At 59.6% G+C, this 15,225-nt stretch carries 13 protein-coding genes and 1 tRNA gene; 4 read left to right on the forward strand and 10 right to left on the reverse strand.

Going from position 1 to position 15,225, the window contains the following annotated elements:
* Positions 1–19: 19 nt before the first annotated feature.
* From OIU37_RS11705 to rpoZ, 4 genes are all read right to left on the reverse strand, one after another.
* Positions 20–610, reverse strand: a complete 591-nt coding sequence (locus tag OIU37_RS11705) for a DUF2062 domain-containing protein (protein WP_180693322.1) — start codon at positions 608–610, stop codon at positions 20–22.
* Between the two features lie 161 nt (positions 611–771).
* Entirely contained in the window at positions 772–921 is a 150-nt protein-coding gene (locus tag OIU37_RS11710; protein WP_003558084.1) for a DUF3563 family protein, read from the reverse strand.
* Positions 922–1,115: 194 nt separating this feature from the next.
* On the reverse strand, positions 1,116–3,350 hold the full coding sequence (locus tag OIU37_RS11715; RefSeq protein ID WP_168309750.1) for a bifunctional (p)ppGpp synthetase/guanosine-3',5'-bis(diphosphate) 3'-pyrophosphohydrolase: 2,235 nt from the start codon (positions 3,348–3,350) through the stop codon (positions 1,116–1,118).
* 180 nt (positions 3,351–3,530) lie between these two features.
* A complete protein-coding gene (rpoZ, locus tag OIU37_RS11720) occupies positions 3,531–3,935 on the reverse strand; it encodes a DNA-directed RNA polymerase subunit omega (protein WP_003558080.1) in 405 nt (134 codons plus the stop codon).
* Between the two features lie 297 nt (positions 3,936–4,232).
* Between rpoZ and OIU37_RS11725 the strand changes: the two genes are divergently transcribed.
* The gene (locus tag OIU37_RS11725; protein ID WP_003546927.1) at positions 4,233–4,814 is read left to right on the forward strand and encodes an NYN domain-containing protein; all 582 of its coding nucleotides are present in this window, start codon (positions 4,233–4,235) and stop codon (positions 4,812–4,814) included.
* A 120-nt stretch (positions 4,815–4,934) separates the two neighbouring features.
* On the opposite strand, the gene smpB is transcribed toward OIU37_RS11725, so the two are convergent.
* The gene (smpB, locus tag OIU37_RS11730) at positions 4,935–5,414 is read right to left on the reverse strand and encodes an SsrA-binding protein SmpB (protein ID WP_003546925.1); all 480 of its coding nucleotides are present in this window, start codon (positions 5,412–5,414) and stop codon (positions 4,935–4,937) included.
* 100 nt (positions 5,415–5,514) lie between these two features.
* Positions 5,515–6,399, reverse strand: a complete 885-nt coding sequence (gene dapA, locus OIU37_RS11735; RefSeq protein ID WP_171601016.1) for a 4-hydroxy-tetrahydrodipicolinate synthase — start codon at positions 6,397–6,399, stop codon at positions 5,515–5,517.
* A gap of 214 nt (positions 6,400–6,613) precedes the next feature.
* Here dapA and OIU37_RS11740 point away from each other — a divergent pair, with 214 nt between their 5' ends.
* Positions 6,614–8,689, forward strand: coding sequence for a lytic transglycosylase domain-containing protein (locus OIU37_RS11740; RefSeq protein ID WP_171601017.1), 2,076 nt, complete (start codon positions 6,614–6,616; stop codon positions 8,687–8,689).
* Positions 8,690–8,753: 64 nt separating this feature from the next.
* On the forward strand, positions 8,754–9,650 hold the full coding sequence (locus tag OIU37_RS11745; protein WP_180693324.1) for an alpha/beta fold hydrolase: 897 nt from the start codon (positions 8,754–8,756) through the stop codon (positions 9,648–9,650).
* A gap of 99 nt (positions 9,651–9,749) precedes the next feature.
* Here OIU37_RS11745 and OIU37_RS11750 read toward each other — a convergent pair whose 3' ends face one another.
* The 4 genes from OIU37_RS11750 to OIU37_RS11765 form a co-directional block, all read right to left on the reverse strand.
* Positions 9,750–10,772 (reverse strand): porin, encoded by a 1,023-nt coding sequence (locus OIU37_RS11750; RefSeq protein WP_180693325.1) that lies wholly within the window; start codon positions 10,770–10,772, stop codon positions 9,750–9,752.
* Positions 10,773–11,330: 558 nt separating this feature from the next.
* Positions 11,331–11,421: transfer RNA gene (locus tag OIU37_RS11755), tRNA-Ser, on the reverse strand.
* Positions 11,422–11,660: 239 nt separating this feature from the next.
* The gene (locus tag OIU37_RS11760; RefSeq protein ID WP_180693326.1) at positions 11,661–12,878 is read right to left on the reverse strand and encodes an NAD(P)/FAD-dependent oxidoreductase; all 1,218 of its coding nucleotides are present in this window, start codon (positions 12,876–12,878) and stop codon (positions 11,661–11,663) included.
* Between the two features lie 85 nt (positions 12,879–12,963).
* A complete protein-coding gene (locus OIU37_RS11765) occupies positions 12,964–14,079 on the reverse strand; it encodes a Gfo/Idh/MocA family protein (RefSeq protein ID WP_171601021.1) in 1,116 nt (371 codons plus the stop codon).
* 207 nt (positions 14,080–14,286) lie between these two features.
* On the opposite strand from OIU37_RS11765, the gene OIU37_RS11770 reads away from it, so the two are divergent.
* Positions 14,287–15,162: a MurR/RpiR family transcriptional regulator gene (locus OIU37_RS11770; protein WP_264257560.1), complete on the forward strand. Its 876-nt coding sequence runs from the start codon at positions 14,287–14,289 to the stop codon at positions 15,160–15,162.
* Positions 15,163–15,225 lie beyond the last annotated feature (63 nt).

A 15,225-nucleotide genomic window follows, 5' to 3' on the forward strand; every position in this document is an offset into this window, starting at 1 on the left:
TAAGAATTCTTGATCGGGTTCATATGCTCGGCATGTCGCCGGCCGGAACGGCAAGACGCAGGCGGGCCCGCTCCATCAGCCGTATATGGCGGCGCGTCTGAAAACCTCTGACGGTGTAGAACGTCAGCGCATAGAGCGCAACGGAGGTGACGGTCGCCGGCGGAATGGCGCCGACCAGCATCGGCTCCAGCACCGGCTTCCATAGCTCAGTGAAGTTCAGCTTGTGGAAAAGGGCGGCGAGATCCACCGTCTGACCGGCCAGTTGATCCTCGCGGCTCAACAGCAGATGCCCGATCTCCCACGTGATGCCCCAGATAAAGGGATAGGTCAGCGGATTGCCGAAGGCGGCGCAGCCGAGGGCGGCGGCCACCATGCTGCCGGAAAGGAAATAGGTGATGACGAAAGCCATGACGAAATGCACGCCAATGAAAGGCGTCCACGAGACGAAGACACCCGCAGCGACGCCGGCGGCAACCGCATGCGGCGAAGCGCTCAGGCGCAGGACGCGCATTGTCAGGTAACGGATCGGGCGAAGGAAACCTTTGCGAGGCCATAAAAGCTCCCGCATCTTTTCCTTGAATCCCGCAGGTTTGCGACGGCGAAACAACATGGCCGGTATTTAGTGCAGCGCACACCACCATGACAAGAGCGGCAAATGATACCGCTCGAAAAACCGCCCCTCAGTTCTCTTTGCGAAAAGGAGCTTCTTCATGCCGAGGGGCGTCCGTTATGCATAACGTCCCTCACTTACCTCAAGTATAAAGTCCAGTATCAGCGATTGCGGAACAGACCGCGGTCGACCTGGCGCTGACGAAACTCGAGATCGATACGATCGAGCGAGCCATTCAAATATGCCATTTCACGTTCCTGCGTGGTCGGAGCGCGAAAGGCGCGAGCGAATTTCTTGATAGGGTCAAACATTACCTTGTCTCATCTTCTGTTTATGTTTCGATGACCAGAAGATAGGCATTGCAAAGGTTAATTACCACCGCCGCAACATGGATACAGCCATGCACTCAACGCATCGCTCGCCTTTTTAATGCGCCGTTTCGACCCCAAAACGATCATAAAATGTGCAATCTTTCGCTCGAATTCCTGAGCGGCTTAACAAAAACTTACTCGTAGAGGCGCCGGATCGTGGCGATGCAATCCAGTTCCTTCATCTGGGCGAGCAGCTGGTTGAGCTGACGCAGGTCCCAGACCTCGACCTCGAGCATCATTTCGGTGAAATCGGCCGCGACCCGCACCGTGTTCAGCAAGCGAATATTGACGTCGAGGCCTGCGACCGTCTGGGCGACCTTGGCGAGCGTGCCGGGTTCATTCAACCCATTCACCATGATACGCGCCATGAAACGCGACTTGTTGGCTTCGTCGAGATCCCAGCGCACGTCGATCCAACGATCGGGCTGATCGTCGAAACGCTGCAGGCTCGGCGACTGGATCGGATAGATGGTGATGCCGTTGCCCTGGTCCATGATGCCGACGATGCGATCGCCGGGCACGGCGCCGGTCGGCGCGAACTTGACGTCGACATTGCCGGACAGGCCGCGAATCGGGCCGATATCGGCCTCAGTGTCGATTTCCGAATGGCCTCCCTCGTGCCCTGCCTTGGTCTTGCCCGGGATCTTGAAGATCATGCCGGCGGCGCTGCGGACGTTGAACCAGCCGTCATCGCCGGAGGGCTTCACGGTGACCCGCTCATCCTGATGATCGGGATAGACGGCGCGCAGCACGTCGAGCGAGGACATCTCGCCGCGGCCGACGGCGGCGATCGCATCCTCGACATCCTTCTGGCCGAGACGGTGCAGCGCCGGCTTCATCGCTTCGCGCGAGAAGATCTTGCCGGCCCTGTTGAAGGTGCGCTCGAGAATGCGGTGGCCGAGACCGGCATATTGCTTGCGGATCGCCATGCGGGTGGCGCGGCGGATGGCGGCGCGCGCCTTGCCGGTCACGACGATCTCCTCCCAGGCGGCCGGCGGAACCTGCACGCCGGAGCGGATGATCTCGACTTCGTCGCCATTTGCAAGCCGCGTCACCAGCGGCATGATGCGGCCGTTGATCTTGGCGCCAACCGTGGTGTCGCCGATATTGGTGTGCACCGCATAGGCGAAATCGATCGGGGTGGCGCCACGCGGCAGGGCAATCAGCTTGCCCTTCGGCGTGAAGCAGAAGACCTGGTCCTGGAAGAGCTCGAGCTTGGTGTGTTCGAGGAATTCTTCCGGGCTGTCGCCCTCGGCGAGCGCCTCAATCGTATGACGCAGCCAGGAATAGGCATTGGATTCACGAGAAAGGATGTCGCCATCGGCATTGGTGGCGCCGTCCTTATAGAGCGTGTGGGCGGCGATGCCGAATTCGGCGATTTCGTGCATGCGCTTGGTGCGGATCTGCAGTTCGATGCGCTGGCTAGAGGGGCCGACGATGGTGGTGTGCAGCGAACGGTAATCGTTCTGCTTCGGCGTCGAGATATAGTCCTTGAAGCGGCCGGGCACGACGCGCCAGCGCGTGTGGACGATGCCGAGCGCCCGGTAACAGGAGGGGATGTCCTCGACGATCAAGCGGAAGCCGTAGACATCGGAAAGCTGCTCGAAGGAAAGCGACTTCGACTGCATCTTGCGGAAGACCGAATAGGGCTTCTTCTGCCGGCCCTTGACGTAGGCGCTCGTCAGGCCGCTTGCGACCAAAAGGTCGCGCAGTTCGGCCTCGATCTTTTTGACGATGCCTTCGTTGCGCTTCGAAAGCTCTTCCAGCCTTTTGGTGACGGTCTCGTAGGCTTCCGGGTTCATATGCCGGAAGGAGAGTTCCTCGAGTTCCTCGCGCATGTCCTGCATGCCCATGCGGCCGGCGAGCGGCGCATAGATTTCCATCGTCTCCTCGGAAATGCGGGCGCGCTTGTCGGCCGACATGTGATCGAGGGTGCGCATATTGTGCAGGCGATCGGCAAGCTTGACGAGCAGCACGCGCACATCGTCGGAAATGGCCAGCAGCAGCTTGCGCAGGTTTTCTGCCTGCTTGGCCTTCTTGGTGACAAGGTCGAGCTTCTTGATCTTCGTCAGACCCTCGACCAGGCGGCCGATATCCTCGCCGAAGAGTTCGTCGATCTCGGCGCGTGTCGCCGTCGTATCCTCGATCGTATCGTGCAGAAGGGCAACCGCGATGGTCGATTCATCGAGGTGCATGTCGGTGAGAATGGCGGCGACCTCGAGCGGATGGGAAATATAGGGATCGCCGCTCGCGCGCTTTTGCTGGCCATGCTTCTGCATGGCGTAAACATAGGCTTTGTTCAGCAGTGCTTCATTGGCATCGGGCTTGTATTGCTGAACCCGCTCCACGAGCTCGTACTGCCGCATCATTCCAAAGCCACTCCGATAAAATAAAAGCGCGCCAATCAACGATTGGCGCACACATGGGCAATAATATGCCTAAGCAATAAAGGTGCAAGATTGACGATTGGTAATCGTCGCTCTTTTGCATCGCATGCAGCTTTTTCCGGATCGCATCTGACCGATGCGACAGGGGATCGGCCAGCGCGCTTAGTAGTCGTCGCTCTTTTCCGGCGGCACGAGGCCTTCGATGCCGGCAAGCAGCTCTTCTTCCGACATCTGGTCGAAAGTGATCGTCTCCGGCACGTCGTCCTGCTCTTCGCTATCGGCTGCGGCGACACCGCCGGCGGCGATCATGCTTGCCGGATCGGGCTCGGGCTCGTCGACTTCGACATGCTTCTGCAGCGAATGGATCAGATCTTCCTTGAGGTCATCGGGCGAAAGCGTCTCATCGGCAATTTCGCGGAGCGCCACCACAGGATTCTTGTCATTGTCGCGATCAATGGTGATCGAGGCACCCTGGGAAATCAGCCGGGCGCGATGGCTGGCGAGCAGAACCAGCTCGAAGCGGTTCTCCACCTTGTCGATGCAATCTTCAACTGTGACACGGGCCATTGCCTGTCCTTTGCGGTCGTCATTTCGGGATTAACACGCCCGATACAATTAAAACCGGGCAAATACAAGTTTTTCATTCCGGCTCCCCTCGTCTTTATCCGCGGCTGAGCTAGATTTCCATGGAGAATGTCATAATTCCACCGAAGGTTGCTTGGAATATGTCGAATCGTGCCCTAAATCTTTCATATATGAATAATTCATAAAGTAAGGATCAGATCGAAATCGAAACACAAGCTATTGTTTTTATTGAAGTTTGGCCCACGCGGATTTCGATTGCTCTCATTGGATTGGTAAGCGATGTTTGACCCACGCGAAAAAATTGCACTCTTCATTGACGGCGCCAACCTCTACGCTGCATCCAAGAGCCTCGGCTTTGACATTGATTACCGCAAGCTGTTGAAAGCATTCCAGAAACGCGGATATCTGCTGCGCGCGTACTATTATACCGCTCTGATCGAAGATCAGGAATATTCGTCGATCCGGCCGCTGATCGACTGGCTCGACTACAACGGCTACAAAGTCGTCACCAAGCCCGCCAAGGAATTCACAGATTCCATGGGCCGCCGAAAGATCAAAGGCAACATGGACATCGAGCTTGCCATCGACGCCATGGAACAGTCCGAAACGGTCGATCATCTCGTCATCTTCTCAGGCGACGGCGATTTCACGAACCTGGTCGAGGCGTTGCAGCGCAGGGGCCGCAAGGTTTCGGTGATCTCGACCATGGCGACCCAACCGCCGATGATCGCCGACGACCTGCGCCGGCAGGCCGATCATTTCATCGATCTCTTGTCTCTGAAGGCTGAAATCGGTCGCGACCCCTCCGAGCGGGCCCCACGCCCGGCCGAAGTCGCCCCGGCCAGCGATTTCGAAGACTGACCTCTCGCTGTAACAATTTGAATTATGCAGAGGCGCGGCGGCCAGCTCCTCGCGTGGCCACGCCTTTACACGGACGAGACGCGACAACGGCCGATTGCAGTGTGATCGGCCCCAGCATGGTCAACCATGAGCCTTCAGCAGGCGGCTCTTCTGCCGGTTCCAATCGCGCTCCTTCTCGGATTCACGCTTGTCGTGCAATTTCTTACCCTTGGCGAGCGCCAGTTCCATCTTTGCCCGACCGCGATCGTTGAAATAGATCTTCAGCGGGATCAGCGTCATGCCTTCGCGGTTGATCGCAGAGCGCAGCCGATGGATTTCACGGCCCGACAGCAGCAGCTTGCGGCGCCGGCGCGGTTCGTGATTGAAGCGGTTGGCCTGCAAGTATTCCGGCAGGTAGGAATTGATCAGCCAGATCTCGCCGCCCTCATCCGAGGCGTAGGATTCGGCGATGTTGGCCTTGCCTTCACGCAGCGACTTGACCTCCGTGCCCATCAGCACGATGCCGGCCTCGTAAGTATCGATGATCTCGTAGTTGAAGCGGGCCTTGCGGTTTTCGGCCACGACCTTGTTCACCACGCGTTGGCTGCCTTTGGGGGCCATGACGACATTCCAATTTCTTTTGGGGCGCGAAAAGCCGCGCCCTCATTTCTTGCCCTTTATGTAAGGGAGAGACCCCGTCTTGTGAAGAAGGCCCGTCTCGTCAGTTCAGCAGGCCTGCATGGCGCATGGCGGCGTCGATCGCCGATTCCGTTGCCGGCTCCAGCGTCGAAAGCAGCGGCGAGCGAACGTTGCGGCTCATGCGGCCAAGTCTGGAGAGCCCGTATTTGGCGCCGCAAAGACCCGGCTCAAGGAAGATCGCCTTGTGCAGCGGCATCAGCCGATCCTGATATTCCAGGGCGCGGGCATAGTCGCCTGCCAGCGTTGCCGCCTGGAAGTCGGCGCAAAGGCGCGGGGCGACATTGGCCGTGACCGAAATACAGCCGACACCGCCATGGGCGTTGAAGCCAAGCGCCGTCGCATCCTCGCCGGATAACTGCCTGAAATCCGTGCCGCAGCTGATGCGCTGTTCGGAGACGCGCTCGATCTTGCCCGTCGCATCCTTGACGCCGACGATATTCCTGTGCGCCTTGGCGAGCGCACCCATCGTTTCCGGTGTCATGTCGACCACCGAGCGGCCGGGAATATTGTAGATATAGATCGGCAGATCGACGGCCTCGGCGATCGCCGAAAAATGCGCGATCAAACCCTTCTGCGTCGGCTTGTTGTAATAGGGCGTGACGACCAGAACGGCGTTCGCACCGACCTTTTCGGCGTGCTGGGCAAGCTCGATCGCCTCACGCGTATTGTTCGAGCCAGCGCCGGCCATGACGGGAACGCGTTTTGCAGCAACCTCGATGCAGAGTTCCACTACCCGTTTGTGCTCGGCATGCGACAGCGTCGGGGATTCGCCGGTCGTGCCGACCGGAACGAGACCACCGCTGCCTTCCTTGATCTGCCAGTCGACATGAGCGGCGAAGCTGTCTTCGTCGATCAGTCCGGCATCCGTGAAGGGGGTGACGAGGGCGGGAATGGACCCATTGAACATGCAAAGCTCCTCACGACCAAATCCTTGCTTCGGCCGCATTCCATGAATATGAGTTGCGCACCATAAAGCGCCGAAATCATCGCGACAAGCGCGCAGAGTTCGGTTTAGGGCAAATTCCGATAGCAGATGTGAATGAATTTTACCTGGTACGGTAAGGTTTCGTTAAGATGCCTCTAGCCAAATGGCAGGGCGTGTTTTCGTTGCGAGATCCCGGATGAAGAAAGCTGTCTTGATTCTGTCCGCCTTCGGCTTCATTGCCGCCGCGTGGAGCAGTGTTGCGTCGCCGCTTCCCGGCGAGAGCACTGCCACGCCTGCCGTCAAGCCGCTCGGCTTCATTCCCGAAACAGCCATACCGGAATCGATCACGACAGGCGCCATTCCGCGCAATCCGACCATCGCGCCCGTCAACGGCGACCTGAAAGCCGGCCTCAACGCGCTTTCCGATAAGGACCCGCAGCTGGCACTTTCGATCCGCAACGGTATGCGCGACGGGACGCTCGACCGCCATATCCTCACCTGGGCGATCGCCGTTTCCGGATTGAAGGGTGTTCCTTCTTATGAAATCGCCAGCGCCGCGCAAGAGCTCAAGGGCTGGCCGGGTCTTTCGCGGCTGCGCGCCTATTCCGAACGCGCGATCTATGACGAGAATCCCGCCCCTTCCGCCGTCCTCGCCGCTTTCGGCGATACCGCGCCCGAGACGATGCAGGGCGCCGTCATCCTCGGCCGGGCGCTGGTAGCGTCAGGCAAGCAGCCGCAGGCGGCAAAATATATCCGCAAGGTCTGGCGCGGAGAGGCTCTCGACAAGGCGACCGAGGACAAGATTCTCATCGAGTTTTCCGCGCTGTTGACACCTGCCGACCATAAGGCGCGGATGGACTATCTGATGTATCGCGGCCGGGTGGCGCAGGCCAAGCGCTTCGGAGACATGGGCCAGGCGCAGTCGCTCTACACGGCCTGGGCTGCCGTCGACGCCAAAGCCGGCAATGCCGGCGCGCTGCTCAACGCCGTCGATGCGAAATGGCGCGGCGATGCCGGCCTGCTGTTTGCGCGGATCGAATATCTGCGCAAGCAGGACAAGTATGCCGAGGCGGCAGCACTTCTGCAGCAGATGCCACCCGAGCGTAGCGAACTCGTCAATTCCGGCGAATGGTGGAACGAGCAGCGCATCATCAGCCGTGGTCTCGTCGACCAGGGACAGTTCAAGCCTGCCTATCGCATCGTCGCAAACTACGCCGCAACGAGCCCGACGGATATCGTCGAGGCTGAATTCCATGCCGGATGGTACGCGCTTCGCGGCCTGCAGGACCCGGCAACGGCGGAAAGACATTTCCGCAAAATCCTCCAGACATCAAACGGACCGATCTCGGTTTCACGCGCCTGGTATTGGCTGGGACGAGCAGCGGAGGCTGGAGGCCCCGGCAAATCCAGCGAATTCTATGCGAAGGCCGCGAATTTTCCGGGCACCTTCTATGGACAGCTCGCGGCCGAAAGGCTGGGGCGAAAGACGCTTAATGTCACCTATCCCGCACCGAGCGCGGCCGACCGGCAACGCTTCCAGGCACGCGAAGCCGTGCAGGCGATCGCCCGGCTGGAAGCCGCCGGCCATGGATGGCGGGCCGCCATTCTCTATCTCGCGCTCGCCGATCAACTGCAAAGCCCCGGTGAATTGGCTGTCCTTGCGGCACGGGCCGAGCTGTCCGGCGATCATCATCTCTCGCTGCAGATCGGCAAGATCGCCTATGGACGCGGCATCGATGTCGCAGCGCTTGCCTTTCCGGTCGGCGTAATCCCGGCGAACGCCAATATAACAGGCTCCGGCAAGGCGCTTGCCTATGCCATCGCCCGGCAGGAAAGTGCCTTCAACCCGGCCGCCGTATCGGCGGCGAACGCGCGCGGCCTGCTGCAGCTTCTGCCGGGAACAGCCCAAGCGGTGGCCAAGCGCCACAACATCGCCTTTTCCAAGGACAAGCTGACGGCCGATGCCGGCTATAACGCGACACTCGGCGCCCATTATCTCGGCGAGCAGATCGACGCCTTCGGCGGCTCCTATATCCTCACCTTCATTGCCTATAATGCCGGACCGAAGCGAGTGCCGGAATGGATCGGCCGCTACGGCGATCCGCGCGGCAGGCCGATCGACGAGATCGTCGACTGGATCGAGCGCATCCCCTTCCCCGAAACGCGCAACTATGTGCAACGGGTGATGGAGAATTACGAGGTTTATAAAGCCCGTCTCGGCCAGCCCACCGATATCGAGCGCGACCTGATCGGCGGGCGCAGCGCCTCCTGAAGCCATTTGGCGCGGCTTGAAAAGCAAGCTACATCTTCGGGATCAGACAGGTCTCGAGGATGCGATGCCGGATATGGATGCAGGCGGTTTCCAGGAACGATTTTATACGTCTTCTGATGGGTTGAGGCTTTATGCCCGCGACTATCGACCCGATCAGGCGGCAACCGCCGGATGGCTGCCGGTGATCTGCCTGCCCGGCCTGACCCGCAATACGCGGGATTTTCATCCGCTTGCGCTGCTTCTCTCTCGGGACACAACAATGCCGCGCAGGGTGATTGCGCTCGATTCGCGCGGGCGGGGAAACTCGGCATGGGATGAAAACAAGGCGAACTACAATCTCGCCATTGAGGCCGGCGACGTCCTTGCCGCCTGTGCAGCATTCGGCATCGAGCGGGCGATCTTCATCGGCACGTCGCGGGGCGGGTTGATCCTGCATCTGATCGCGGCGACGCGGCCGGATCTTCTCGAAGCCGTCATCCTCAACGATATCGGGCCTGTGCTCGAGGCCGAAGGGCTAATGCTGATCCGCGATTACCTCAACAGCGGCAGGAAGCCGGCGAACTGGAACGAGGCGGCCGATATATTGAAGGAAAATCATGGCGCGTCGTTTGCCGCGCTCGCAGAGCAAGACTGGCGCGAGATGGCGCTTGCCCTTTATCGCGATATCGATGGGAGGCCGGTCGCCGACTTCGACCCGGCGATCGCAGAGGCACTGAAATCGATCGATTTCAGCCAGCCGTTGCCTGATCTCTGGGGGCAATTCGAAAGCCTGAGCCGGTTGCCGCTCATGCTGATCCGCGGTGAAAATACGTCGCTGCTTTCACAGGAAACCGTCGGCAAAATGGCGCGGCGGCATTCGCGGCTGATCCTTCATGCTGCCGAAGGACAAGGGCACGCGCCCCTCCTGCATCTCGGCAATATCCCCACGACAATTCGAGCCTTTCTCGACACCTGCCGATAACCTCAGGAAATTGGTCAGCTGGCACGATGGGCCTTTCCTTCAAATGCAAAAAGCCCGGCTCGAGAGCCGGGCTTCCTGAATGACCGAAGTCAGATCAGATTAGAACGAACGCTGCAGGCGGAAGTAACCAGCCGTTTCGTCGTCTGCATCTTCCGGATCGAGGTACTGAACCGAAGCCTTGGCGTAGAAGTTGTCGACGATCTGGTAATCAACCGTCAGACCGACCTTCCAGGCTTCGCCGTCGCTGAAGTCGTCGCCAGCAACGTAGTAGTTGCTGTAGTACTGGACACCAGGAGTGATCTTGAGCTTGTCGGTTGCCTTGATAGCGTATTCGGCAGCGACAACCCATTCAGCCTTGGTGTAGTAGGAGCTCGGGCCGGTAGCATATACGGCAGCGAGGCCGAGCGTACCGGGACCGATGTCAACCGTACCCATTGCACGGATAGCGCCGTCTTCGTTGTCGACGTCGTAACCGGCGGTGATTTGGTAGCTGAATGCACCAGCCTTGCCGCCGAGACCGACTGCAACGCCGACGTTGTTCGGCTCTTCGTCCGTCTTGTAGAAGCCGTCTTCGAGTTCGTCGACGCTGATGCCAGCGTAGAAGGCATCGGTTTCGTACTGATAACGGATAGAGTTATGCAGCGTGACCGGCGAGCCGATGTCGTCGGTTTCGCCGGAGAGACCATCGTCCCACCAGCTGTAGAACAGACCAGCGCGGAAGCCCGCGATGTCGAGGTAAGCGGAGTCGAGGATGGCTTCCTGCTCAGAGGAGTTGTCAGCATTGAACTGCATGACGATGACGCCGGTCAGCGGACCATACTCGGTATCGCTCTTGGCCGTGAACTGAACCTGGCCACGAGTTCTTGCATCCCAATCGGAGTCGTTAGAAGCCGACTGATTGAGCGGCTGATCGCCAATATCAACCTGGAAACGGATGTAGCCTTCGATCTTGAGGCAGGTTTCGGTGCCCGGGATGTAGAAGTAGCCGGTGCCGTAAGCGTCGCAGACGCGAACATATTCAACCGGTTCCGGCTCGGCAGCAACGATAGCGTCAGCAGCCTGAGCACCGGAAACTACTGCGAGAGCAGCAGCGGAGCCGAGAAGAAGGCTCTTGATGTTCATAAATGACCTCCAATTCAAAGTTTCGATCGGGTTTGGGATCTTTCGCTGAGCAGCGTTCCCTGCCCCATCCCCGTGTTTCAAGAAGTGGACGATCAGTCGCCCTTGCTTCCGACACTGAAAATACAAGACGGAAGCCGTCACGCAATCACCAACTTACTCGGATGGGTGATTTGAGGGAGCCTTCCCGACATTCTGTTGCTGAAAGGACACAAGTCGGGCAGCCGCCCCCGATTTCCTTTATGCTTTGTTAAGAAAACCCTGATTTTGCGGAGGCTTAGGGGAGGCCAGCAAAGAATTGGACATGCGCTTTGCGACACATTCGTGACGCTTTTTCGTCAAAATGCGCTCTTGCGGGGGATTCATGATTGCCGGAAGCGTAACCCGACGTGCACCGATCCGCTTTCGCCCCCTGCTCGTGGCTTCAGCGCGGGAGGTGATTCCCGCAGGCGATTCTCTCGCTTGAGACAGAGAGATCGTTTCGTCGCCCGGCCTAGCCGACTAAACGAACATGAGTCCCTGCTAGAAACTAACGATCGACGCGTGTTCAGGAAATCGGGATGGCGGAGAAGATGGGATTCGAACCCACGATACGCTTTTGACGTATACTCCCTTAGCAGGGGAGCGCCTTCGACCACTCGGCCACCTCTCCGGTGCGGCCTAACTATGGTGACCGGTCTGTGAATGCAAGGGTTTTTTGAGTTTTCACCAGAAGAAATGCAGCGAGACAGCATTTCGGCTGGTTGCGAAAACAGACCTCACTCCTGCCGAGATCCGCCGAATTTGATCGCGCTTCGTTCTCTTCGATAAGGAAGCCGAGCTTTTGCCGCCCGGCGCCCGGCAGGATGGCGCGCCGGGCACGGCGTTCCCTTGCCACGATCGGTCCTGATCTCAGCCGAGCAGGCTCTTGAGGTCAGCAGAAGGGTCGGCGAGAATCGATTTGTCGGGATTGGTCCCGGATTCCAGCAGTTTTTTGCCGGTCACATAGGCCTTCGCGTCGTTGATCGCATCGACGGCGATCAGCCGGCCTTCCCTGAAGTACCAGACCGAATGGGCGCCTTCGCGGGCGCCGGGGCGCAGCAGCGTCTCGTCATAACCGAGATTGAAGCCGGCGATCTGCAGCTTGACGTCATACTGGTCGGACCAGAACCACGGCTTCGGATCATAAGGTTCGCTGCCGCCGGCGATGACGGCTGCCGCCGCTTCGGCCTGGTCGACGGCGTTCTGCACCGATTCGAGCCTGATGCGGCCGCCCTGCCAGGGAAGTGCGGCGCAATCGCCAGCCGCAAAGATCGCCGGATCGGAGGTGCGGGCAAATTCGTCGACGACAATGCCGTTGGTGACTTCGAGACCGGCTTCCTTGGCAAGCTGATCGTTCGGCGCGACGCCGATGCCGACGACGGCGAAATCGATGTCGATGACCGATCCGTCGGAAAGTGCGGCGCCGGTGACGCGGCCATCCTTGCCGATCAGGTGCTTGAGCCCGGTCTTTTCGCGGATCACCACGTCATGGGCCTCGTGGATCACGCGCATGATGTCGGCGGTTTCCTTCGCCGCGACGCGCTGCAGAATGCGGTCGGCCATCTCGATGACGGTGACTTCAAGGCCGCGATGGCGGGCAACGGCTGCCGCCTCGAGGCCGATGTAACCGCCGCCGATGATGAGGACGCGGCGACCGGGACGCATCTCGTCGGCGAGCAGATCGGCATCGCGCTTGTCACGGGCGACATAGACGCCGTCGAGATCGCCGCCGATCGCGGCCGGCAGCCGGCGCGGCGTCGAGCCGGTGGCCAGTGCCAGCGTGCCGTAATCGAGAACGGAGCCGTCCTGCAGCAGAACCTGCTTGCTGTCCGGCTTGATCTGCTCGGCCCAAGTCGAAAGGCGAAGGTCGACGTCATTGTCGCCATACCAGTGCTGGTCGCGAAACAGCAGGCGGTCGAAGCTCATTTCGCCGAGCAGGTATTTCTTCGAAAGCGGCGGGCGCTGATAGGGAGCGACGTCTTCGGCGCCGATGAGGGTGATCGGGCGCGTATCCTTCAACGCACGCAGCTTGGCCGCCAATGCGAAACCGGCCTGGCCCGCGCCGATGATCACCAGTCTATCCGTCACGATCTCACTCCCGAAACTGCGCCCGACACTACGTCAGGCCTATCGCCTGCCTCATGCACCGTCAACGGAAAGCGGCCTCTTACATTCAGCCGATTTCGATCCAGCGGTGCTCGTGGAAGGACTGTGCCATGGCATGCACCGACTTCTCTATCCTGAGACCGTCTTCGAATGTCACGATCGACGACGGCTCGCCTGAAATTGCCCGGATCAGCTCGCGGCATTCGATGATCTTCAGATCGTTGAAGCCGAGGCCATGGCCTGGCGCCGGGATAAATCGATCATAAGGCCGATGGGCGGGTGCCGCCAGTATCTTGCGGAAGCCCTGTTCGGAGCCACGGCCGTCGGCCTGATAGAGTTCGAATTCGTTCATGCGCTCCTGGTCGTAGACGATCGAGCCTTTCGAGCCGAAAATCTGCAGGGCGATGCGGCCTTTGCGACCCCAGGCGGCGCGATTCGCCATCAACACGGCAGAGATGCCGCCGCCAAGCCGCATCAGCACGTTGGCGCCATCGTGGTTTTCGACGGCACGGCGACCGCCCTCGCTCAGCGGGCGGTCGGCATAGGGTTTGACCATATCCGTTATGACGGCCTCGACATGGCCGAAGAGATACCAGAGCAGCGAGAGCGGGTGCACGGCGAAATCGTCAAGCGCGCCGTAGCCGGCGGAAAGCTCGCTCTTCCAATAAAAGAAGACATCGGGATCGGCCATGAAATCCTCATCCATCTCGACGCGGATGTGGTTGACCGTGCCGATGGCGCCCTCGCCAATCAGCGTCCTGATATGCCGCATGACAGGATTCTGGATGTAATTATAGCCAAGGGCGGCAACCTTGCCGGATCGCTTCGCCGTTTCCAGCATGCGTTCGGCATCGGCATAGGCCGGCGCCATCGGCTTTTCGCACCAGACATGCTTGCCGGCATCGAGGGCTGCAATCGCCATCTCGGGGTGGAACTGATTGGGCGTGGTGACGGAGACGACGTCGACCTCCGGGTCGACAATCAGCGCCCGCCAGTCGGCCGTCGCCTTCTCGAAACCGAATTCGCCGGCACGCGTCTCAGCAAGCCCGGCATTGGCTTCGGCCAGATGCACGAGACGTGGGCGCTCGACATCGCCGAACACCGTCTTCACCGCATTCCAAGCCAGCGCATGGCATTTGCCCATGTAACCGGTGCCGATCAAACCGATGCCGAGTGGCTTCATTTCCGTCTCCTCCAGAGCTGCGCGCGGATTTTTGGAATATTTGGATCATTTTGACAAGGGACCTGCTCACAGGCATTTCTGCGCCTTTCCCTGACAAACTGTCTAAAAGCCTTCAATTACAGAGGATTAAAAACAATTAGGCGTGTCGTTTGAAATCGTTTATGCTCGATAATATGGAATATTTGTTTCATCTCGTGAGCCGCAAGCATGGATAACGATCCCCAGAGGCACACACGCGTGCCGCGCGACTTTGAAAGCCTGCGCAGCATCATCATCGAGCGCAAGGCGAGCATGCCGAAGCGACTGGCGCAGGTCGCCGCCTTCGCGCTCGGCAATCCCGACGAAATCGCCTTCGGAACGACGGCGAGCATCGCGGCCGCCTCCGACGTCCAGCCCTCGACGCTGGTGCGCTTGGCGCATCATCTGGGTTACGGGGGCTTCTCCGACCTGCAGAGCATTTTCCGCGAAAGATTGCGCGACCGGACGCTCAGCTATGAAGAGCGGCTCGTCACGCTGGAGCAGGCGAGCGGCGACGATGAGGACGCCAATCTGCTCTCCGGCTTCATTGCCGCCGCCAGCCAGTCGGTCAACCGGCTGGCGGCGACGGTGCAGAGCGATACTTTCACGAAAGCGGTGAATATCCTTGCCAGCGCCGAGACGATCTATCTGATCGCCAAACGGCGCTCCTACCCGCTGACGGCGCACATGACCTACGCTTTTTCCAAGCTCAATATCCGCCACCAGATCGTCGCCTCGCCGAACGGCGTCGACCCTGAAATGGTGCAGTTCGCAACACCGAAGGACGCAGCGATCGCGGCGAGTTTCTCACCCTATGCGGCCGACAGCCTTAACCAGAGCCAGGAGCTTGCCGACCGCGGCGTCCCCGTCATCGCGATCACCGATTCGGCTTTCTCGCCGCTTGCCGCCTGCGCCACCCACTGGTTCGAGGTGGCGGAAGCGGATTTCGCCGGCTTCCGCTCGCTTTCGGCCTCGATGGCGCTGACAATGGCACTGCCGGTTGCAATCGCCGAGCGGCGGCGCAAGCGTCTGCAGTCAAAACCTGTAAAAGGCAAAATGGAATAAACATTCCGAATTGACAAAATATCGGAACCAATGTTTCATTATTGAAAATTCGTAGGCACTGGA

This window comes from Rhizobium sp. BT-226, assembly GCF_025847085.2.
Classification (GTDB): domain Bacteria; phylum Pseudomonadota; class Alphaproteobacteria; order Rhizobiales; family Rhizobiaceae; genus Rhizobium; species Rhizobium sophorae.